The organism is Companilactobacillus zhongbaensis, assembly GCF_003946515.1.
In the GTDB taxonomy this organism is placed as follows: Bacteria; Bacillota; Bacilli; order Lactobacillales; family Lactobacillaceae; genus Companilactobacillus; species Companilactobacillus zhongbaensis.
Genome location: NZ_RHOM01000001.1, coordinates 203,152 through 225,000, shown reverse-complemented (window position 1 = coordinate 225,000; position 21,849 = coordinate 203,152). Strand labels below are relative to the sequence as shown.

At 39.2% G+C, this 21,849-nt stretch carries 22 protein-coding genes; 8 read left to right on the top strand and 14 right to left on the bottom strand.

From position 1 onward, the window contains the following. Positions 1-336: 336 nt before the first annotated feature. Positions 337-699 (bottom strand): CvfD/Ygs/GSP13 family RNA-binding post-transcriptional regulator, encoded by a 363-nt coding sequence (locus EKM69_RS01145; protein ID WP_125707262.1) that lies wholly within the window; start codon positions 697-699, stop codon positions 337-339. A 76-nt stretch (positions 700-775) separates the two neighbouring features. Here EKM69_RS01145 and EKM69_RS01140 point away from each other — a divergent pair, with 76 nt between their 5' ends. Together EKM69_RS01140 and EKM69_RS01135 are read left to right on the top strand one after the other, a co-directional pair. Beyond that, on the top strand, positions 776-1,768 hold the full coding sequence (locus EKM69_RS01140) for an NAD(P)/FAD-dependent oxidoreductase (protein WP_125707260.1): 993 nt from the start codon (positions 776-778) through the stop codon (positions 1,766-1,768). A gap of 97 nt (positions 1,769-1,865) precedes the next feature. Further along, positions 1,866-2,507: a DedA family protein gene (locus tag EKM69_RS01135; RefSeq protein WP_164505808.1), complete on the top strand. Its 642-nt coding sequence runs from the start codon at positions 1,866-1,868 to the stop codon at positions 2,505-2,507. A gap of 56 nt (positions 2,508-2,563) precedes the next feature. Here EKM69_RS01135 and EKM69_RS01130 read toward each other — a convergent pair whose 3' ends face one another. The 6 genes from EKM69_RS01130 to EKM69_RS01105 are packed head-to-tail and all read right to left on the bottom strand — an operon-like array spanning position 2,564 to position 6,869. Next, on the bottom strand, positions 2,564-3,157 hold the full coding sequence (locus tag EKM69_RS01130) for a TIGR01906 family membrane protein (protein ID WP_125707256.1): 594 nt from the start codon (positions 3,155-3,157) through the stop codon (positions 2,564-2,566). Next, positions 3,147-3,929, bottom strand: coding sequence for a TIGR01457 family HAD-type hydrolase (locus tag EKM69_RS01125; RefSeq protein ID WP_125707254.1), 783 nt, complete (start codon positions 3,927-3,929; stop codon positions 3,147-3,149). Before EKM69_RS01125 ends, EKM69_RS01130 begins: the two co-directional genes overlap by 11 nt. Before the next feature lie 7 nt (positions 3,930-3,936). Next, on the bottom strand, positions 3,937-4,545 hold the full coding sequence (locus tag EKM69_RS01120; protein WP_125707252.1) for a YutD family protein: 609 nt from the start codon (positions 4,543-4,545) through the stop codon (positions 3,937-3,939). A 4-nt stretch (positions 4,546-4,549) separates the two neighbouring features. Then, positions 4,550-5,923, bottom strand: a complete 1,374-nt coding sequence (locus EKM69_RS01115) for a bifunctional metallophosphatase/5'-nucleotidase (RefSeq protein WP_125707268.1) — start codon at positions 5,921-5,923, stop codon at positions 4,550-4,552. A gap of 7 nt (positions 5,924-5,930) precedes the next feature. Continuing rightward, entirely contained in the window at positions 5,931-6,542 is a 612-nt protein-coding gene (locus EKM69_RS01110) for a metallophosphoesterase (RefSeq protein ID WP_125707250.1), read from the bottom strand. A gap of 3 nt (positions 6,543-6,545) precedes the next feature. Next, positions 6,546-6,869, bottom strand: coding sequence for a hypothetical protein (locus tag EKM69_RS01105; protein ID WP_125707248.1), 324 nt, complete (start codon positions 6,867-6,869; stop codon positions 6,546-6,548). A 66-nt stretch (positions 6,870-6,935) separates the two neighbouring features. On the opposite strand from EKM69_RS01105, the gene EKM69_RS01100 reads away from it, so the two are divergent. From EKM69_RS01100 to EKM69_RS01085, 4 genes are all read left to right on the top strand, one after another. Further along, on the top strand, positions 6,936-8,366 hold the full coding sequence (locus EKM69_RS01100) for a glycerophosphodiester phosphodiesterase (RefSeq protein WP_125707246.1): 1,431 nt from the start codon (positions 6,936-6,938) through the stop codon (positions 8,364-8,366). Positions 8,367-8,431: 65 nt separating this feature from the next. Beyond that, a complete protein-coding gene (gene pepV / locus EKM69_RS01095; RefSeq protein ID WP_125707244.1) occupies positions 8,432-9,832 on the top strand; it encodes a dipeptidase PepV in 1,401 nt (466 codons plus the stop codon). A gap of 577 nt (positions 9,833-10,409) precedes the next feature. Then, positions 10,410-13,169: a transglycosylase domain-containing protein gene (locus EKM69_RS01090; RefSeq protein ID WP_125707242.1), complete on the top strand. Its 2,760-nt coding sequence runs from the start codon at positions 10,410-10,412 to the stop codon at positions 13,167-13,169. 183 nt (positions 13,170-13,352) lie between these two features. Beyond that, positions 13,353-13,652, top strand: a complete 300-nt coding sequence (locus EKM69_RS01085; RefSeq protein ID WP_125707240.1) for a hypothetical protein — start codon at positions 13,353-13,355, stop codon at positions 13,650-13,652. A 116-nt stretch (positions 13,653-13,768) separates the two neighbouring features. Here EKM69_RS01085 and ccpA read toward each other — a convergent pair whose 3' ends face one another. After that, positions 13,769-14,770, bottom strand: coding sequence for a catabolite control protein A (gene ccpA / locus EKM69_RS01080; RefSeq protein WP_125707238.1), 1,002 nt, complete (start codon positions 14,768-14,770; stop codon positions 13,769-13,771). A gap of 167 nt (positions 14,771-14,937) precedes the next feature. Here ccpA and EKM69_RS01075 point away from each other — a divergent pair, with 167 nt between their 5' ends. Continuing rightward, positions 14,938-16,038, top strand: coding sequence for a M24 family metallopeptidase (locus EKM69_RS01075; RefSeq protein ID WP_125707236.1), 1,101 nt, complete (start codon positions 14,938-14,940; stop codon positions 16,036-16,038). A gap of 862 nt (positions 16,039-16,900) precedes the next feature. Here EKM69_RS01075 and EKM69_RS01070 read toward each other — a convergent pair. The 4 genes from EKM69_RS01070 to murI form a co-directional block, all read right to left on the bottom strand. Continuing rightward, positions 16,901-17,200, bottom strand: coding sequence for a hypothetical protein (locus tag EKM69_RS01070; RefSeq protein ID WP_125707234.1), 300 nt, complete (start codon positions 17,198-17,200; stop codon positions 16,901-16,903). A 2-nt stretch (positions 17,201-17,202) separates the two neighbouring features. Beyond that, positions 17,203-17,610: a DUF948 domain-containing protein gene (locus tag EKM69_RS01065; RefSeq protein ID WP_125707232.1), complete on the bottom strand. Its 408-nt coding sequence runs from the start codon at positions 17,608-17,610 to the stop codon at positions 17,203-17,205. A gap of 65 nt (positions 17,611-17,675) precedes the next feature. Further along, positions 17,676-18,275 (bottom strand): XTP/dITP diphosphatase, encoded by a 600-nt coding sequence (locus EKM69_RS01060; RefSeq protein WP_125707230.1) that lies wholly within the window; start codon positions 18,273-18,275, stop codon positions 17,676-17,678. A 1-nt stretch (position 18,276) separates the two neighbouring features. Further along, the gene (gene murI / locus EKM69_RS01055; protein ID WP_125707228.1) at positions 18,277-19,083 is read right to left on the bottom strand and encodes a glutamate racemase; all 807 of its coding nucleotides are present in this window, start codon (positions 19,081-19,083) and stop codon (positions 18,277-18,279) included. A gap of 116 nt (positions 19,084-19,199) precedes the next feature. Here murI and EKM69_RS01050 point away from each other — a divergent pair, with 116 nt between their 5' ends. Beyond that, complete coding sequence (locus tag EKM69_RS01050; protein ID WP_125707226.1) at positions 19,200-19,679, top strand: DUF2507 domain-containing protein; 480 nt, start codon at positions 19,200-19,202, stop codon at positions 19,677-19,679. A gap of 438 nt (positions 19,680-20,117) precedes the next feature. On the opposite strand, the gene EKM69_RS01045 is transcribed toward EKM69_RS01050, so the two are convergent. Beyond that, positions 20,118-20,927: a Cof-type HAD-IIB family hydrolase gene (locus EKM69_RS01045; protein WP_125707224.1), complete on the bottom strand. Its 810-nt coding sequence runs from the start codon at positions 20,925-20,927 to the stop codon at positions 20,118-20,120. Positions 20,928-21,526: 599 nt separating this feature from the next. Beyond that, positions 21,527-21,838: a thioredoxin gene (gene trxA / locus EKM69_RS01040; protein WP_125707222.1), complete on the bottom strand. Its 312-nt coding sequence runs from the start codon at positions 21,836-21,838 to the stop codon at positions 21,527-21,529. Positions 21,839-21,849 lie beyond the last annotated feature (11 nt).

The window sequence follows — 21,849 nt, the reverse complement described above, 5'->3', positions numbered from 1 at the left end:
TCAAAGGTCTACTTCTTGTTGATCGCTAAAGCTCTCAACAAGCGACTTAATTATTTTAACATGTTATCAACTATCTGTCAACAACTTTTTAAAATAATTTTCTTAGCAACTTGATGAACAAGTTCATCTCATTGCTTGTCGTTCCTTACAGGAGCAACTTAATTATCATATCGAATCATCAACCTCATGTCAACAACTTTTTAAAATAATTTTTCATCAAGCTAGCTCGCTTTCGCTTGCTAGGCTTGACGTTAATGCTCTCTCGCAACAACAAATAATATCTTACCAATAGACTCTAAAGCTTGCAACCCTTTTTTGTAAAAAAATGTAATTTTCTCATTTTCCCTCAATTTGGTGCATTGCATCCGCAATCCATTTAGGCTTAATTTCTTTGATACTTTCATAGCCGATCTGGTCTTTATAGTTCGTCCAGAAGTGTTTGTGCAAGATTGGTCTACCGATCTTTTTATCCTGTAGTGCTCTTAATGAAAGACTTACATTGTTGTCATATTCATCTATATCCAGTACAACTACGGTTAATTCTTGTCCTATCTTATACTCATTTTCAATGTCTGAAACATATCCATTTTTCAATTCGGAAATATGGATCAAGCCTTGCTCTCCATCAGCCAAGCTGATGAAGACGCCATAAGGCTGGATCCCGGATACTTTTCCTGAAAACTTATCTCCTATTTTCATCTTGTCTCTCCTTTATCTTTGATACCATGTTGTGTAACAATGTTCCTATAACTACTATAGAAGAATGGTGACCTACATGGACAATAAACTATATGATATCTCTATTATTGGCGGTGGTCCCGCCGGTATGTTTGCAGCTTATTACGCTTCAATGCGTAAACTAAACGTTGCTTTAATAGAGAGTTTACCTAATTTAGGTGGACAACCGCAAACTTTATATGCACAAAAACAAATTTATGACATTGCCGCTTTGCCTCAAGTGTCTGGTACTGAATTGATCGACCAACTTAGTAAGCAAATGGCATTGCTCCCCTGTGACGAATACTTAGACACTTCTGTTACCGATCTTCAACGTGCAGATGACGATACTTGGACTATCTCTACTAATAAAGAAACTATCAAGACTAAGTCTATCATTATTGCAATGGGTAATGGTGCCTTTCAGCCAAGAAAACTGACTTTTGATTACGACCCTACTATAGAAGAAAACAATCTTTCCTACTTCGTCAATGACATTAATGACTTCAAAGATAAGGATGTTGCCATCGCTGGTGGTGGTGATTCTGCTGTGGACTGGGCGATCCATATTAACGAACTGGCTAATAACACTTCGATCATTCACCGCCGCAACAAGTATCGTGCAATGGAATCTAGCATTGACAGTCTAAACGAATCAGACGTAGAACAACTGAACCCTTTCATCATTAAAGATGTTACCTATAATGATGACGACAAAAGTAAGATCGACATTCTTTTGAAAAAAATCAAATCCGAGGATGAGAAGACTATTACCGTCGATAAGTTACTTGTTAACTACGGTTTCATTTCTGATTCGAAGATTTTACGTGACTGGAATTTGGAATTGGAGGGTCCCTTCATTAAGGTCAGCCAACAAATGGAAACTAATTTGCCAAATGTTTTTGCTATTGGCGATATTGCCACATACCCTGGTAAATTACAATTGATTGCCACTGCTTTTGCTGAGGGCCCTACTGCCGTAACGAAAGCACTTCGCAACATCTATCCCGATAAAGATTACTTTGAACACAGTACTTCACTTTTTCATTAAAAATTTTGGAAAAATGATCTAGTTTTAAAGCTATTTTAAGGTAACCTGTTATAATAAAGTTAATCTAATTATTGGAGTTGATGAATTGAGTTACGTAATGGGTCTAGTTGACTTCATTCTTCATATTGATCATCACATGATTAATATCGTGAATGATTTCGGCGTTTGGACATACTTAGTATTATTCTTGATCATCTTCATCGAGACTGGTGTCGTTATTTTGCCTTTCCTGCCAGGTGATTCCTTGATTTTTGCTGCAATGGCTTTGGCTGCTAATCCTTCTTATGGATTATCACCGTGGTTGTTGGCATTAGCATTTCTGGTCGCCGCAGTCTTAGGAGATTCGCTGAACTACGAGATCGGTGAACACTTCGGTGAATTCGCTGTTAAGAATAAATACCTCGGTAAACTAATAAATAAAGAGCATCTGGATGATGCGCATCGTTTCTTTAAGAAACATGGTGGTAAGACAATTGCCATAGGCCGTTTCATTCCTTTGATCAGAACTTTCGTACCATTTGTTGCCGGTTCTGGTACTATGCACTACGGAAAGTTCCTCAAGTATAACTTGCTCGGAGGATTCCTCTGGGTGCTCTTATGTTCGTCTGCTGGTTACTTATTTGGAAACATCCCTGCAGTTCAAGAACATTTCTCCATGATCGTGATCGGAATTGTAATCATTTCATTGATTCCTATTTTGATTACTGCACTACGAAATCGCAAAAAAACCGCAGAATAAAAAAAGATTGTCGCTGGAATTATCCGGTGACAATCTTATTTTTTTTGCAATAAATTTTACTTTCGCCATTTCCACAAATTCAATCCTTCAAATAATGCAAAGAATAAAACAAAACATTGGATGAAGAACTCATCCGGAAGCACTTCAATGATTGGATCGAGTGCTGGATCAAAGAGCCAATCATTGTTGCGGAATAAGACCTTATGGAACATGATGAAAAAGTCATCAAAGTCAATGGCCATTAAGGCAACCAAAATCACGCCAACAATAGATATATACAAAAAAGCCTTGTTGAAGTGGGCGCGCTTTTTCCGTCTAAACCAGACGTAGACACCAGATAAGATGAATACCGCAAAGTTCAACATGAATAATTTCTTGACGTCTGCAAAGTGAGTTCTCCCATTGATCGATGAACGGAAATTATCTAGTTGAAATTGATTTTGGAACGGATCGATCAAATATCGCATCATCTGATTATAGTTGTGCATTAACTTCTTGGCAGTCATATCTGCTTCTTGATCTAAATAATAATGATGAATATCGAATTTGAATATTGCGTAACTAGCAAAGATGGTAACGGTGATGGCTAGGGTAAATATAAACAGTGCTAATACGACCGAATATATGACATCCCTTTGACTATGAGACATCCCAATCAGCCAAGCTTTCTACTTGATGCGTTGGTTTGATCTCTTGGTCCTCGATGTCTTCATGTGTACTTACCCCGGTATACACTAGTAAGGTATCGACGTTAGCATTGATACCACATTTGATATCAGTATTGTAATTATCACCGACCATGACTGCTTTAGTTGGATCAAATCCTTTAACTTGTGCAGCAAAATCAATAATAGTTGGTTCTGGTTTACCGATGTATTTAGCTTTGTGCTGGACGGCCGTTTCTACTAGAGAAATTACCGAACCCGCACCAGGGACAAGTCCTCGTTCATTCGGCAAATTAGTATCAGCATTAGTCCCAATGAAAAAAGCTCCGCGCTTGATGGCTAAAGTTGCCAATTCAAACTTGTGGTAAGTCACATCGTAATCTAATCCGACGATAACGACATCTGGATTAGTTTCTTCTAACTTGATACCTGTGCCAAATATAGCTGACTTCAAACCGTATTCGCCGATCACATAAGCTGATTTGTTAGTAATCTCATCACCAAACATGTTTTTAATGTAGCCAGCAGTTGCTAGTGATGGTGTAATAACTTGATCTGCTGTCGCTAATATTTGATGGTTATTAACTAAGTTATCGGCCACTTGTTGTGGTGTCTTAGTTGAATTGTTAGTTAAGTAGTAGAAATCGATATTTTCGTCATGGAGGCGCTGGATAAAGTCCTTAGCTTCGGGGATCTTATCCTTGCCACGATACATTGTCCCATCCAGGTCAATTAAATATGTTTGGTATTTGTTCATTATTTTCTCACTTATCTATTTTTCTAATTTTAAAACTACGTGATCCTGAATTGGATGTAGATTTCTTGTTTGGTTGACGACGCTTGTGCGAGGTGCTGGCTTTGGCATTTTCCGGCTTGCGTCGGCGAATGTGAGGCTTGTTCTCTGAAGCGTGTTCTTGATTATTCTTGTGGTACGACTTGTGCCGATTGTTCCTATTAGCACGTTGGTTATTTGATTCATTGTGCTGGTTGCGACTGGAATGTGATCTAGTACGATGATGCTTTGGTTTTGTCAGTGGCAATTTCTCTTCACGTTCCAAAATAAAATAAGCACAGCCAAAGTTGCAATACTCTAGCAAATAATCTTGGAGATGGGAGATCTTATTGTCGATATTACTTTCGATCCGTTTGTCCATGTAAAAGCCTTTAAATCTAAGTTGATCATATCCCCAGTCACCGACGATGTAATCATATTTATCTAAAACTGAATTGTATCGTTCTTCGATCTTTTCACGTTTGAATCCATTATCGTGATCTTCTAACAAGTGGTATTTAATATCGTTGATGACGATCAGATCATCATCTAGGACGGTTACTTCCGCTTGTTTCGATACTTTTGTTTCTGGTTCGTCCAAGTAATCACCTCATTGGATATTTCTTTTGTAAGTAGTCCGCAAAGACATTGCGAATAAAATCTGGATACATTATCTTGTTGTCGCCAACGATTTCGATCGTTGGGAAAAATGGTACGAACAAGTAATGATCTAATAGTGCAATTTTATATTCTTTTTTCATTTCAAGCTGTTGGCCGTTGATATAAACATTACGCTTATTGTCAATGGTAATGCCACGATAAACTAACTCGCCAAATATTTTACCACGAAAGCCCATGCCCTTTTGTAAATGTCGACGTAAATAGGCACGATTCTTTTCCATTTCCATGACTAAACGCCAAACGTTATCACCAGTCAACGTGGTTTGCATTACGTGGATGGCGTGTGGTAAGGCCTCATGTAAATCTTTTTTCGTGACAACACCTTTTTTGAGATCCGTCAAAAATAAGCCGGAACTCAATACAGCTGCATCTGCGTCAGCATATTGTTGCGTAGCAACCAAAGCTTCATTAATGAAGGAATGCTCTGCTTCGATGTCAGTACTTAAAGTATAAGGTATCTCAGCTACTTTTTCAGAAGCTAATATCTCATTACCTTTTTCAGCTTGTCCACTGATCCACTGTGCATCCTTCTTCTTAGCTTTCAAATCAGCTGTTGGAGTCGTGTAGGCTGACTTCTCGGTAATTTGATGGTTATCGTTTAACGTCAGATCCACAGTACCGATATTTTGACCGTATTTTCCGGCAGCTGCTAACAACACACCGTTATCCATTTCGCCTTTTTCAAAAAGATGATGAGTGTGTGAACCTAAAATTACATCTATTTGTGGATATTGCTTGGCAATCAATCGATCCATCGATACTCCTAAATGTGACATTAATATTATGACGTCACATTTTTCCTGCTCGATCTGTTTGATTATTGGTGGCATTTCATTTTGGATCAGGCGAATGTCCCAATCTAATAGAGGATAAGTCAAAATGTAGGGCGCGGTAAAACCAATTATCCCCACCTTAGTTCCCTTGTCAGTTGTCTTGATCAAGTAAGGTTTGGCAAAATTTGCTAATTGTCCACCGTGTTCGTACAGATTTCCTAAGATGACAGGAAAGTTGGCGTGATCATACAAATGGTCGAGTTGTTCATGACTATTGCCTAATCCCTCGTTGTTACCGATAGTTGCAGCATCGTAGTTTTGTTGATTCATCCACTCGATATTAGCTGAACCATCTGTGGCTTCAGTCAATGGGTGTGCCCGATCCATGGCATCCCCAATGTCAAAAAGATAAAATTGATCGGCAGTCGATTTCTTACGAGACTTTTTAATAAACCTGGCTATTTTTGGAAAGTTTTCAAAATGCGAATGTAAATCGTTAGTATGGACGATCTTAATAGTTTCCACCAAATCACTACTTTCTCTGCTGGTTAGCTAAATCAGCCTGCTTTTTATGATAAATTTCGATGATCTCTTCACCACGAAGCGGACTGCCCCAAGGTAAGTCTTCACTTAAGTAGTCTCGCTCCGGTGCATCGACACCGATGTTAATGTTCTCGGCAATTGGTACGCTATAATGATGAATATGTCCGTGCAAATTAATTATTTGCTGAATCTTTCCTAATAATAAGGGATAATGAGTGCAATAAAATTGCATATGATCAAATTTGAGTAATGCACCCACATCTTCAAATCGAAAACGCATGACTCCGTCTGACATCATTGTATTATGTTTATCCAAATATTTGAATAGTGAACGATAGTCATGATTTCCTTTGATCAAGATCATGTGTCCCTTTAGTTGATCTAACATTTCAAAAGTTTCTTCATCAGTGGGCGTGTTTTGAGGACGCATTGAAATGTCGCCTAGATGATAGACAGTATCATTATCATCAACTCGAGCATTCCATGCATCGATCATAGCTTGATTCATTGCTTGCCCATCTTTAAAATGACGTGGAGCAAAATCATTCGGTTCCAGCAATTGATAATGATAAAAATGCGTGTCCGATATGAAATAATTCATTGCTTATTCTTCTTTCGAAATTATTTTGTTGGCTTTCAAGATTTCGTTGAAGGCATCTCTAACAGGACCTTCTGGCTTGTCGTATTCCACCCATTCGGTCAACTCCATCGGCGGAACCGTGTAATTTTTGTTAACATAATCTTCGTATATGCCAACAGCATGTGAATGTGGGATGTTTAATTTCAATATCCGGACTTCTTTGATCAAGCACAACTCAGCGGCTTTTTCAGCACGGCCGTTCATTAAAATATTCCCGATCTCGTAATATTTAGTTCCATCATTACGAGTGATTTGTTCAATTAAGTTTAAGGATTGTTCGTTATCCATTCTCTAAACACCTCAATAAGTTATATTATTTACTTTATAGTAATTTATTAATTTTAGGAGCTTTTTATGAACTCAAAAAAACATTTGGCGTTTTATTTAGCTTTTATTTCTATTATATTCGTTTTCGGCAGTGGTTTCTCAGTTATCGGTCACCGAGGTGATCCAGTCAAAGCTCCTGAAGAAACCTTTCAAAGTATCGACACGGCTTTTGCTGAAGGTGCCGATTACGTTGAACTAGACATGCACGTTTCTAAAGACAATGTCTTGGTCATTTCCCACGATCGTAACTTAGAACGTGTTACCGGGACCCCTGCCATCGTCTCTCAGCACGATTTTTCATATTTGAGCACCTTATATCAAAAAAACGGTGAACCAATGCATAGTTTGGATCAGCTTTTTGAACATTACAAAGATAATCCTAACGCAAAATTCCTGATTGAGACTAAGAAAACGAAAAAAGGCAATCCCAAAAATATGGAGGACTTGATCAAAACGAGTATTGAAAAATACCACATGAATGATCGAGTTATGTTCCACTCGTTTTCAGCTTCCAGTTTGGAAAAGCTGTCTCAGATCTTGCCCGATATTCCACGGATCTTCATCGCTGGTACTATCAAACGGGTCAATTTTGAAGTCTTATCCTATGTGACTGGTGTCAATCTTTCATCAAATATCGTTACCCCAGAGATCATCGACACGATGCACTACATGCACAAGTCGATCTACGTTTGGGATGAAATGAATGAAGTTCCTAGTAAATGGAACACTTTAGTCAATATGCCGATTGACGGTGTTGTCACGAACTTCCCAGCTACTGGTAATGAATACCGTAATTTGAAAGACGATTCCAAAGAAACATCCTTCAATCAAAACACTTTTTACTTTGGATTGAAAGACTTAACCATTTATGAAAATCCTTATAAGTTGATAAAGACGAAGAAAAAGGTCCACCCACTAGATGGATACCACGTTTCTAATATTATCAAATTCCGTGGTCAAAAATACGTTCAACTAGGTGAAAACATGTTTGCTAAGGCCGAAGGATTTAATTCGGATGCCAACTTGAAGCAATTACGACCTTATTATGGTGCCAAGGCTGTCTATCGTTCACAACAGCCTGACAATTTCTTATATGATGATCCAACAGATGAAGACAGTATTTCCGGTGAAATGGCGATCGACCAACCACAAACGATCCAGAACATTCAAAAAGTCGGTTCGGAAACTTGGTTGAAAGTTAAAGACGGTTGGATCAATGCTAAACACGTTTTGATCCAGCTTAATCCAGAAACAGTTAACGGCAATAATAGTCAAGATAGTTACTTTGATATGGAACCTAGTCAAAGGATCCGCAATATCGACTTGTTACAAGATTTCGGCTTTTTAAAAACGAATGATACCAAGCCGGTCACAGACACAAGTTTAGTCAAATTATTCGACCACGTTCCTTTCACGAAGCGGGTTGAGTCGGATAATTATTCAATGAACAAAATTTAAATGATTAGCCATAATTCTCTAGCTTTGGTAAAATGATTTCAATTCTATTCGGAGGTTTTTAATATATGTCAATTGATTGGGAAAAAGAAGTTTCTCATCGTTCAGACGAACTGCTCAACGATCTTTCAGAGTTATTAAGTATTGATAGTTCGCGAGATGTTGAACACAAAACTAAGGATTTTCCACTAGGCCCCGGGCCTGCAAAAGCACTACAAACATTTTTACATTTTGCTGAGCGTGACGGCTTCGTCAATAAAAATGTCGACAACTTAGCTGGTCGTATCGAATTAGGTGACAGCGATGAACCTATCGCTATCTTATCCCACGTCGACGTTGTTCCTGAAGGACCAGGCTGGGACACTGATGCTTTCTCACCAACTGTAAAAGACGGCAATTTATACGGTCGTGGAACTTCTGATGATAAAGGACCAGGATTGGCAGCTTATTATGCCATGAAGATCATCAAAGAACTGAAGCTTCCTATTTCTAAGTCAGCTCACTTGATCTTAGGTACGGACGAGGAAAGTGATTGGGTCGGCATGAACCACTACATGGAAAAGGAAAAGATGCCTGAAACTGGTTTTTCTCCTGATGCCGAATTCCCAGTTATCAATGGTGAAAAAGGTATTGTTTCATTCAATATCAAGTTCCCTACTGGTGGCAACGGTCTCGTTGAAAAGTTTGAAAGTGGTTTGAGAGCTAACATGGTGCCCCAACACGCTGAAGCAACTCTTTCAGACAACGATGGCAAGCTCGACGATTTAGCTAACGACTTCCACGAATTTTTAAACGAGCACGATGAGATCACTGGTGAAACTAACAAGAGTGGTAATTCTTACACCATCAAAGTTGTCGGTAAAGGCTCACATGCTATGGAACCGTTCAACGGTGTTAATGCTGCAACTTACTTGGCTAAGTTCTTGACGAGCTTACCATTACAAGCTGCTGAAAAAACTTACTTTGAATTCATTACCGACAATCTTTTATTAGATCATTATGGAAAAGCTTTAGGCTTGCAACACAATGATGAAGTCATGGGTGACCTTACTATCTCACCTGATATCTTTGCCTTCAATAGCGATGAAGCTAACTTGTTGCTTAACATTCGTTATCCTAAGGGTGACGATGGTGACAGTTTGACTGAAAAGGTCAACGCTCATCTTCCTGCTGGTGTTTCTGCAGCAATTGAAGGACACAATCAAGCACCTCATTTCGTTGATGCTAACGATCCACTAGTTCAATCATTAATGGAAGCTTACCGTGCTCATACTGATGATGAGACTTCACAACCTTATACGGTTGGTGGCGGTACTTATGGTCGGATTTTGAAGAATGGTGTGGCTTTTGGTGTTTTGTTCCCTGGTGATGAGAACGTTATGCATCAGGCTAATGAGTATATCAATTTAGATAAGCTGTTTAAGGCTACTGCTATTTATGCGGATGCTATTTATAGATTGATTAAATAATTTAAAATCCTCTTCTGATTTTTATCAGAGAGGATTTTTTTTTGAGGTTCACTGCCGGTTTCGAGGGGTTCCGGGAATTGCGCCGTGGAACGCCATGGACGCCACTTTGAACCAATCGAGCAAGGACCGCTCGCTTGTTTCAAAGCTGGGTCTTTCACTAAGCGGTAAACCGCTAAGTGAAATTTCATGGCTGACGGTGAATTCCCTCCACCCCTCGAAACCTAGGTTAGTATAAATATCATGTTTTGGTGGGGTACGGTACTTACTTTTATAGTGGTAAACTCTTTTTGTCATAAAGAGGTACCCAACTAATCTTGCTTGTTCTATTTTTGTCGGTATTCCTATCTAATATATTTATTTTACTGTAAAGACCCGTTACATTTCGATTTTTTTCTTATCTGTTGGTTGTTGGTGCATAATGTAGGATTAAAAACACCTATTTTAAGTGTTATTTAACTTTCGCCCTTCTCATCTGCACTATTATCTTGCTTTGCCCCTGCATCTTTTTTTGTCGAGCGTTATGATGTATTTTATTATATAATTAACCTATGTAACTTTTTAAAGGGGTTTAACTAACTTGAAAAATTTATGGAATAGTATTGTTAATGGCATAAAGGGTATTAAGAGTTGGTCGGACTTTGCTTCTCGCGCTAACTTGACGATCGAGGTTATTCGTCGGATCGTTTTGTATGTGATTGCTGGGTTGTTTGTTGTGGTTAGTTTGGTGGTCGGGCTTGGTTTTGGTTATGTTTCTTCTTTGACTAGCCAAGTTGCCGTGCCTACTAAGCATGAAATGAAAGCTCAGCTTGATGATGTTAATAATTCGACTTCTCTTTATTTTGCCAATGATGAAAAAGTTGAAAACCTTCAAAAGACTTTGGTTGGAAAACGTGTTTCGTTGTCCGAAATGTCACCTTACTTGAAAAAAGCTGTTGTTGCTACCGAAGATAGTGATTTTTACAAGCATTCTGGTGTTGAACCTAAATCTCTTTTCAGGGCTGTCCTTTCTGATGTTACCGGGATCGGTACGCAGACTGGTGGTTCAACGTTGACGCAGCAAACTGTTAAGATGCAGTTGCTTTCATCAGAAACTACTTGGAAACGTAAAGCTGTGGAAATTTTCCTTGCTATGCGTGTGGATAAGTACTTTACCAAAGATGAGATCTTAGAAAATTATCTTAACGCTGCGACCCTTGGTCGAAATAATAAGGGTCAAAATATTCAAGGTGTCCAAGCTGCTGCTCAAGGATTATTCGGTAAGGATGCTGCAGATCTGAACTTGGCTGAATCTGCTTTTGTTGCAGGACTGCCACAAAGTCCTTCGATATATACTCCCTACGACACAGATGGTAAGGTCAAAAATGACATCAGTCTAGGAATGAAACGGAAGAATATCGTTTTATTCAGAATGTATCGTGATAAGCAGATCACCGAATCTGAATACAATCAGGCTAAGGATTTCGACCTTAAAAATGATTTCCAAGAACCTGAAAAAGCTAAGAGTCACAAGATCAAATATGGTTATGTTTATAACTTGCTGACTGAACAAACTAGGACGATCTTGATCAAACGACTAGCTAAGAACGATGGTATTGCTTATAAGGATCTGCAAAAGGATGAAAACTTATATAAGAAGTACTACACTCAAGCAGATACTGAATTACATGATAAGAATTATCGTGTTGACAGTACTATCGTCAAGAATCTTTACACACAAATGAATCAACAAGCACAAGGATTTGAAAATAACTTAGGTGAATCGCATACCGATACCGGTATCGATCCGGCAACTGGTAAGTCAGTTAAAGTTACTGATTCTGTGCAAAACGGTTCTGTCCTCTTAGACAACAAATCTGGTCAAGTGTTAGGCTTTGTCGGTGGTCTGAACTTCAAACGTTCACAGATCAACCACGCCTTCGACACGAACCGTTCTCCAGGTTCATCGATCAAACCATTGATCACTTTTGGACCTGCGATTGAAAACGGCATGATCGGCTCACAAACTATGTTAGCCGATTTCAAGACGAAATTTAAGAAGTATTCACCTACTGACTACGGTCAAACGATTCAAAATCGTTTCATCTCAGCACGTGAAACACTTGAAGAATCGTACAATATCCCAACAGTTAACTTGTACAATTACTTACGTCAAAATAATATTAGTTCCAAGAAATATATGGAAAAAATGGGTATCCACTTAACTGATAGTGAATATGCTCAACTAGGTATTACTCTTGGTGGTACTGATAAAGGTGTCACCGTCTTAGAGCAAGCTAGTGCTTTTTCTACTTTTGCTAATAAAGGTGTTCACGTCGATCCTTACGTCATCGATAAGATCACCGATCCAAGTGGAAAAGTTATTTATCAACATAAGACTAAGAAGACTAGAGTCTTCAGTGAACAAACGTCTTATATCATCCAAAACATGCTCCACGGTGTAGTTACCAAAGGTACTGCTTCGGCCCTTTCTTATGAGGCAAACTTCAGTACCAAGAACATGTTTGGTAAGACTGGTACTTCTAACGACTACCGTGATAACTGGTTCTTAGGTAGTACCGATGGAATGACCATGGCTTCATGGATCGGTTACGATAACTTCTACGGAAATAATCACAACTTATCCAGCAACTCGACTGATATTAATCAGGAATTATGGTCGCGGATGGCTAACGCCGTTTACAAAGAAGATCCGGGCGTAATGAACGCACACAAGAAGTTCAATCGTCCGGATGGTGTTCAATCATACAGGGTCGACAAGGAAACTGGTACTCGAACTGGTTCGATTGAATACAACGGTATTACCTCACGGGTAAACCAACACACGACCCAATCACTTTATTACAAAGGCCAACCAGACAGCATGTCTTACGATGGATTTGCTATCGGTGGTACTGCTAAGAATTATCGTCTCTTCTGGAATAATTACTTCGGTCGTAGCAACGGCTACGGTGTCGTTAAGACTCTCGGCGACTCATCCAAGTCAGCTGACGAAATAGCTTCAGAAAACGGAAGCGGTAGAACTTCTGGCTTTAGTAATAGTGCAAATGATGATGACTCCTCAGAAGTAACAACAAACAGTAGTTCATCAACGACAACTAGATCAAGAAATAACAACTCAACTACTACTTCCGGTAATTCAGAAACAGGAACTGGATCAGGAGCTGGTACGGGAACTGGTTCAACAACTGGTTCGACTGGATCAGGTTCCGGTACAGGAACTGGCTCAACCGGTGGAGCTGGTGCCGGATCAGGTTCTGGCATTGGCGGAGGCTCAACCTCAACTGGCGGCTCAGGTGCGGCTGCTGGCGGCGGTGGTTCCTTGATCGAAGCTGAATAATAATACTGATCACACTTTAACGGTGTGGTCTTTTTTTATGCTCATTTTTAAATGTAGAATTATCTGATAATCAATTAACCCTTCCTGTTTTTTTAGAATCGATCAATCAGAAAAAAACAACGTCTTCCGCTCTCATTCTGACTTATGTTAGAATGGTTAAGTTAATCATTAAGGAGTGATCCCATGTACTTTAGTCCCAGCTTTTTGCAGACTTGCCTTTACATCGTTGCTATTATTTTGATCTTATTCATGGTCGGCATTACGATCTATAAAGCTAAGCACAATTTAAAACTTTGGGATAAATCGATGACTTTAGCTACTGTCGTCTTATTGAACACGATTTATTCCATGCTGACTTATTTTTTCAACTTACCTTACGAATTAAATGCCGTTGTGACCGGTGGACTGACATTGGTTGCTTTTGGTTACTTGATCGTCATCATTTGGGAAATGGTCAAACAGAAGAAACATTCTAACAGCTAAATACTAATGCAAAAAAGCCTTCAAGCGTATTTTTCACGTTTGGAGGCTTTTGCTAGTTTAATGCAAGATTTTCAATAAAAAAAAGCATCTCTGAATAGTTTCAGAGATACTCTAGTCTACTTAGTTGATTCACGTTTAACGATGCTGTATGGCAATTTAACCGTGTTTTCGTCGATTTGTTCTTGATTCATCATCTTAGTCAACAAACGCATTGCTACGGCACCAATATCATACAATGGTTCTTCGATCGAACTCATCTTAGGTCTTGTAACTTCACACAAGACAGTATTGTTACTTGTAAAGATTTCAAAGTCTTCTGGAACCTTTGTTCCAGATTTCATGGCTGAATTCAAAATACCTGCAGCTAAGAGATCTTCTGTAACGTAAGCAGCTGTTGCACCACTATTCTTAACAGCGTCCCAAATTGCTTCACCAGCTCTTACTGAATATTCAGCCTCAAACACAAGGTTGGATGAAAAATTGATATGAGCTTTCTTTAGGGCTTTCTTGTAACCATCAAGACGATACTTACCATCGATAGGATTTTCCAAACTTCCACCGACAAAAGCAATCTTCTTGTGACCATTTTGAACTAGTTGGCTAATAATGTTGTAAACAGCATCAGTAAAGTCAATGTTTACACTGGCTGTTTCATTATTGCGGTCAACGGATCCGGCCAAAACGATTGGAGTCTTAGAACTACCAAGCGTTCTCTTCACTTTCTTGGACAATTGTTTGCCCATGTAAATCAAGCCATCGACTTGTTTTGAAAGTAAATTATTCAAAATTTGTTCTTCATCGCCGATCGATTCTTGCAAACTAGTCAAAATGATGTTGTATTTATACATTGATGCAACATCATCAATACCTTTGGCTAATGAAGCAAAGTACAAGTCAGTGATATCTGGCAGAATAACACCGATAGTTGTACTCTTCTTACTTGCAAGACCACGAGCTACCGCGTTGGGACGGTAATTCAAGCGATCAATGACTTCCAATACCCTTTTTCTAGTTTCCTCTTTGACGTTAGCATTTCCATTTACGACACGAGAAATGGTGGCCATAGAAACATTGGCTGCCTCAGCCACGTCATATATAGTTACCACTTTTTTTTCCATAAATATTACACTCTTTCATTTTTCCATTTAGTCATACTTAATTTATCAGACTATAACATAATTTGCAAGCGTTTACTCGCTTTATATGACGTGTTTTCATATTTTTTTCAAACGGAAAACTATTTTCAATGGTATACTTTGTGTAAATATTAATTAAGGAGAAGGTTATGAAGACACAATTATTAGACCTACAAAAATATCTGGGCGACAATAATTACGATATCGCATATATCTCTGATCCAACAGATATTAACTATTTTACAGGATTTTATAGCGATCCGGTAGAGAGAATTTTAGCATTGATCGTATTTCCTGACAAAGATCCATTCATTTTCGCACCAGCACTCGAGGTTGGCTCTGTTAAAAAAGCCGGTTGGGACAAGGATGTTTTCGGATATCTTGATAATGAAGACGGCTGGAAAATGTTAGCAGACCACATCAAAGATGTCAAAAGTGATCCTAAATCATGGGCCACTGAAAAAGACAATTTGACCGTGCAAAAATTTGAAATCGTCAAAAAACACTTCCCTAACGCAGAATTTCCAGGAAATCTTTCGAGATACATGGAAAACGCTCGTTTGATCAAGACACCGGAAGAAATTGAAAATCTTAAAGCAGCCGGAAAAGAAGCTGACTATGCCTTTGAAGTAGCGTTCAACGCTATCAAAGAAGGACGCACTGAACAAGATGTAGTTGCAGAAATCGAATACGCCCTAATGAAAAAAGGTATCATGCACATGAGTTTCGATACCATCGTGCAAGCAGGTGCCAATGCAGCTAATCCACATGGTGGTCCAGAAAAGAATCTCTTGAAGAAAGATGAATTAATTCTTTTTGACCTAGGAACAGTCCACAATGGCTACATCAGTGACGCTTCCAGAACAGTAGCTTTCGGTAAGCCAAACGAAAAAGCCTTGGATATTTACAAAGTCGACTTAGAAGCTCAATACGCAGCAATGGACGCCGCTAAACCTGGTATCACAGCGGCAGAATTAGACAAAGTTGCCCGTGACATCATCGACAAAGCTGGATACGGCGAGTACTTCATCCACCGTTTAGGCCACGGAATGGGAACATCAGAACACGAATTCCCATCAATCATGGAAGGAAACGACATGGTCCTTAAACCAGGCATGTGCTTCTCGATCGAACCTGGTATTTATATTCCTAATGAAGCAGGTGTGCGTATTGAGGATTGTGTTTATATTACGGAAAATGGCAACGAGCCATTCACACATACATCAAAGGAACTGAAGTTCATTGATTAGTTTTTGTTTTTTGCATTGATCGATTTTTGATCAATGCTTTTTTTGTTTGGTTTAGGGATTTTATAGTGGTAATAGTTTGTGCGGTGGTTCATTTCCGGCCCCAGGGGTTCCGAGAATTGCGCTGTGGAACGCCATGGACGCCACTTTGAACCAATCGAGCACAGACCGCTCGCTTGTTTCAAAGCTGGGTCTTTCACTAAGCGGTAAACCGCTAAGTGAAATTTCATGGCTGACAGCGAATTCTCTCCACCCCTGGGGCCTAAGGTCTATCAATCAAATTTTTTTGGGTGGGATACGGTACTTATTTCTGTTGTACTAAATTGTTTGGATTGGATAGTTGTTCCTATCCGTGTCGAATAATCGAATTTTTGGTTCGATTTCTATCTCTTCAATTTTTTCTGGCGAACGAAAAAAAAGAACAAAAAAACAAAATATTTTTCCTTCTAGCCATGCTCTCATAGGAACCGATGACCACCACGACCTTTGTTAAACAGATATCCATCTCTATAGAACCCGATTGTTATATTCAAATTAAAACCTCTGTAAAAACCAAAACAGTCAATATCTATAGAAATAAATACTGTTACCCCCACCCAAAATGGCCTTTTTGTTAACCCCTAGGTTTTGCGGGGGATGGAGAAAATTCGCTGTCAGGTGTGAAATTTCACTTAGCAATTTATTGCCTAGTGAAAGGCCGAGTTTTGAGATGTCCGGGTGATCTTCCCGGATAGCTCAAAATCGTGCCCACACCGTTCCACAGCGAATTTTTCGGAATCCCCCGCAAAACCGGCAGTGAACCTCCCCACAAACTACAAGCTCAAAAAATTACAAACCCAAAACCCCAAAACAAAAAGGCCTCGCTCTACGCTTGGCCTTTGTTTATATCGTCTTCATCAAACACGATGTTTGTTGCTTCTTCATCGTCTTGTTTTTCGTCTGACTTGTCTAATAATGAATTCTTCAATGAAGCTGTTTTTTGGTTGAACTCTTCTTTCAATTGGTTCTTATCAGCTAAACCAAAACCACCGTTATTGAAGTCTCCACGGATCGTTTTGATATTTTCTAGTGCTCTTTGGCCATCCTCGCTAACCAAATATCTTGAGGCAAGATAACCAGCAGCGCTCCCTAGAATGATACCTGCTAAAAAACGTTTCTTTTTCATGGTTATCTCTTCTTTCTAGACATGATCTTTGAAGCACCTTTGGCAATTGTTGCTGCGTTGGCAAGGCTCAAAAGACTTGAGAAACTGAATCCTTCTTTTGGCTTGTCTGAAGTTGCATCTGCTGCCTTATTTCCAAGGTTTTCAACTGTATCAAACAATGGGTTTAATTTACTTGACTTGCCATTAACGTCATCCATCAATGTGTTTGTCTTATCAACTAAGCGACCACTTTGATCCAAGATGCGGTCTGTGTTCTTTGTGATCACAGTTAACATCTTTGTTGTTTCCTTGATTGTGTCTTGAAGCTTCTTCAATAGTTTGGCTGTTTGTACTAAAGCCACAGCTAAAAAGATCACTAAGATTACGAAAGCTACAGCTGCAATAAGTCCTGCAATTTGTCCACCAGTCATAATAACATCTCCTCATAATTTACTAGCAATTTAATACTAGCATTATTGCTATTTTACGGCAACGGTTACAAAATAATCCAGTCTTGCCATTTCTTTTCTAATGCCCGGATGGCATTGCCACGATGGCTGATCGAATTTTTCTCATCGAGGGTCATTTCTGCCATTGTCTTGCCCTTCTCTGGCACGTAAAAAAGCGGATCATAGCCAAATCCGTCGTCCCCCTGCGGAAACATTGCTATTCGTCCATTGACTTCTCCACTAACAACTAAATCAGTGGGATTATTAGGATTAGCAAAAACTAAAACGGTAATAAATTTAGCGGTCCGCTTTTCTTCAGGGGTCCCGCCTATTTCTGTAAGTAGTTTGGCATTATTGGCGGCATCGTTGTGATCACCCGCGTAACGAGCTGATCTGACACCTGGTTGCCCGAATAAAGCATCTACCGATAATCCTGAGTCGTCAGCGATTGTTGGCAACTGATATTTGTCCATGACCGCATGTGCCTTGATTTTAGCGTTTTCCTCAAAAGTCGAACCCGTCTCTTTAATATCTGGAAAATCTGGGAAGTCTAGCAATGTCTTGATTTCAAACTTGTCTGTATCAAAAATCTTTTTGAATTCTTTTGCCTTATTGGGGTTTTTGGTTGCAACAATAATTTCTTGCATACTAATCTCCTATTCGAATTAAATTAATTTCTGAAATACCAGAACCTAACCAATCCTTGGCCAGTGCTTTAAAACTGTCGAGATTGGCAGTTGTATTCAATTCGACTTTACCCGACTGCTGATTGTCCGTCAACATCGCTTCGGAAGATAAATATTTTTTGACGACGTTGGTCGTTTCGATCCCTGGATCCACCAACTTAACACTTTCACCCATGAATGCCTGAATCTGCTTTTCAAGCATAGGAAAATGTGTGCACCCTAAAATCAAAGTGTCGATATTTGTTTCTTTTAATGGCGCTAAAGTCTGAGCGATGTCTTCTTTAGAAGCGTCCGTATCAGCCGCATCACTTTCGACGATTTTTACGAAATGTTGGGCTGCGATCGAGTGGACTTTAATTTTATCATCCACCTTAGCAATTGTTTCAGGATAGCTACCAGAATTGACAGTTGACTCGGTTCCGATGACACCAATATCATCCGTTTTTGTGTCAGCGACCGCACTTTGTGCACCTGATTTGATGACACCAAACATGGGGACGTCAAATTCTTTTTCTAAGGTCGATAAGGCACGTGCTGTAGCCGTATTGCAAGCATAAATAATTGCTTTAACATTTTGGGAAATTAAAAATTCGACCATTTCTCTTGTATATTTGATGATCTCAGATGCCGGTCTAACGCCATAAGGCATGTGTGCTTCATCCCCGATGAAGACGATGTCTTCATGTGGAAGCTTCTTGATGACTTCTTCAACGACTGTTAAGCCGCCGACCCCTGAATCTAATAAACCAATCGGTCTTTTATCACTCATATATGACACCCCATAAATATTTTTGAAATCAATTTTATTTTTTTAGATAGTCGCTATTCGGTTAAAAAGGCATTAAGCTAATGATATAATACTTTTATGCAAAAGGAGTAAAAGTAATGGCCAAACAAAATATTAATGATACTGAAAAGCAAAATGAAGATTTGGAAACTGAATCTGTCGCAGAAACAGAAAATGATTTAACATCAAAGTATTTCGCTGTTTCCGTCTTACGTGACTTCGTCTTACCTGATTTGTTAGATAAGGACACTTCAGAGCTTTTATACTGGGCGGGAAAAGATCTCAGCCGACGCTTAGCCATTCAGGATATGAATGAATTACCAAAAGTATTCCAGAATGCTGCCTTTGGAGAATTAGCGATCGTTAATCAATCAAAAACAAGCTACAAATACAAATTATCCGGTCCAGAAGTTGTTCAACGTTTCAATCTTAATAACGACAAGCCTGAGTTTTCTCTTGAGGCTGGGTTTATTAGTGAGACGGTGCAGAACACAATTGGCGCAGCTTGTATGGGTAGTTTTACTTTAGATCTCAAGAACAAAATTGTTTCTATTTTGATTCAAATTGAACGAAACTAGAAACTATAATATACATCAAAAAACGTTTTCTGACAAAGTTTGATGGGTAGGTCAATATTTAATCTGGTGGTTGATTGCCGGTTCCGTGGCCCGGGAATACAGCCGCTGGAACGCAGCTGACACAATTTTGAGCTATCCGAGTAGTTCGCTCGGACATCTCAAAACTTGGTCTTTTACTAGGCAATAAATTGCCAAGTAAAATTTAGCTGCTGAGGGCTGTATTCCCGGGCCCCTCCACCTAATTTGGTCGCATCAATGTTTATTTTTTTTGGGGGGAACGCTCCACTCTAGTTTCATTAAATTGGCACTTTTGTTGTTCCCCATGGTTTGCGGTCTATCTCAGTACTTATCTTTGTTAGTAAAATCAAAACCTTGAAAAACCACTTAAAAAGATGACTTGCATTCTTTGAATGCTCGTCATCTTTTTTCTATTCTTCTTCAAATGTACTTTTTTAATATTTTTGCTACACCGTTGTTGTTATTACTATCTGTCACTACGTCTGCTGCTTCCTTTACCTTTTCTGGGGCATTTTCCATGGCTACTCCTAGCCCTGCTTCTTGGATCATTGGGACGTCGTTGAAGTTGTCTCCACAGGCTATTGTTTGTGATAAGTCTAATTGGTAATAGTTGGCTAGTTCTTTTAGGGCTTGTGCTTTGCTGGCAGTTTTGTTTATTACTTCTAAATAGTTTTCCTTTGATAGGACGAAGTTGATGTTTTTGCAAGGCATTAGTGATAGCTGTTGGGTTATTTTTTTGATGATACATTTTTCGCCGATCAGTAATAATTTATGGACTGGGTTTTGTTTGATGAAGTCGTTGAGATCGACTACTGCTGGTGTTATTTTGGTGATCCTCGCCTCTTCGTGGACCCAGCTGTCGATTTTTCCCACGTACCAATCAGATTTGGAATATAAATTAATGGCGACCCTAGGATAATTTTTTTGCAACAAAGACAAAATATCCCTGACTTCAGCAACAGGAAGCTGGTGGCTGGAGATCACAGTTGGGCCGTCCGCAGATGAATTGACCAAATAGGCGCCGTTGTAACAAGAAAGTGGAACATTGGCCAATCCCATTTCATCAGCAATCGCCGTCATCCCTTCAGGAGAACGAGCCGAAGTCAAAACAAACGGAATCCCCAACTCTTTCAATCTCGAAATCTCAGAAATCAAAACCGGATCAACCTGCTGATCATCATCCAAAATCGTACCATCAATATCACTTAAAACTAATTTAAAAGAACCCATAAAGCCATCTCCTTCCAAATCGTTAAATGCGAATTAAAAACCCAAATCAGACAAAATCACTACTTGCTATAAAAATAACAAAGCCCCCACAAATATTCAAACAATCAACAAAATAATACGAATAGAAACGTATTTTTGTAAAAAGGCGACAGACGAGGAACGAGTATGGAGCCCGAGAAAGAAGTAAAGAGATCAAAAAAACATGGACAAGATAAAACAGAAAATCAAAATCGCAAGAACGAAAAAAAATAAACACAGCTAACCAAATCAAAAATACGACTGAGATAAAAATAAGTACCGTATCCCACCCAAAAAGTTAGTTTGTCACCATCCTAGGTTCTGCGGGGGATGGAGGAAATTCGCTGTCAGGTGTGAAATTTTACTTGGCAATTTATTGCCTAGTAAAAGGCCGAGTTTTGAGATGTCCGGGCGAACTTCCCGGATAGCTCAAAATCGTGCCCACACCGTTCCACAGCGAAATTTCCGGAATCCCCCGCAGAACCGGCAGTGAACCTCTACCCAAAACATCTCACACAAACAAAAACAAACCACAAAAAAAGCGCGCGATTAAAACCAATCGCTGCGCTCAAACACAAACACTAGTCTGTGTAATCATTCAAAATCTTAGCTAATTGTGCCTTGCTGTGGAAACCAGTAAGCTTGTCGACAACTTCGCCATCTTTAGTAATAACCAAAGTTGGGATAGCCATAATGCCGTATGATTGTGGAGTCTTAGGATTAGCATCAACGTCCATCTTCATAAACTTAACTGCATCATTTTCTTCTGACAATTCCTCGATTACTGGTGATTGCATACGACAAGGACCACACCATGTAGCCCAAAAGTCTGTTAGTACGACACCTTCTTTAGTTTCGTCAGCATATGTTGTATCTGTTACTTCATCAACCATTTTGTTCACTC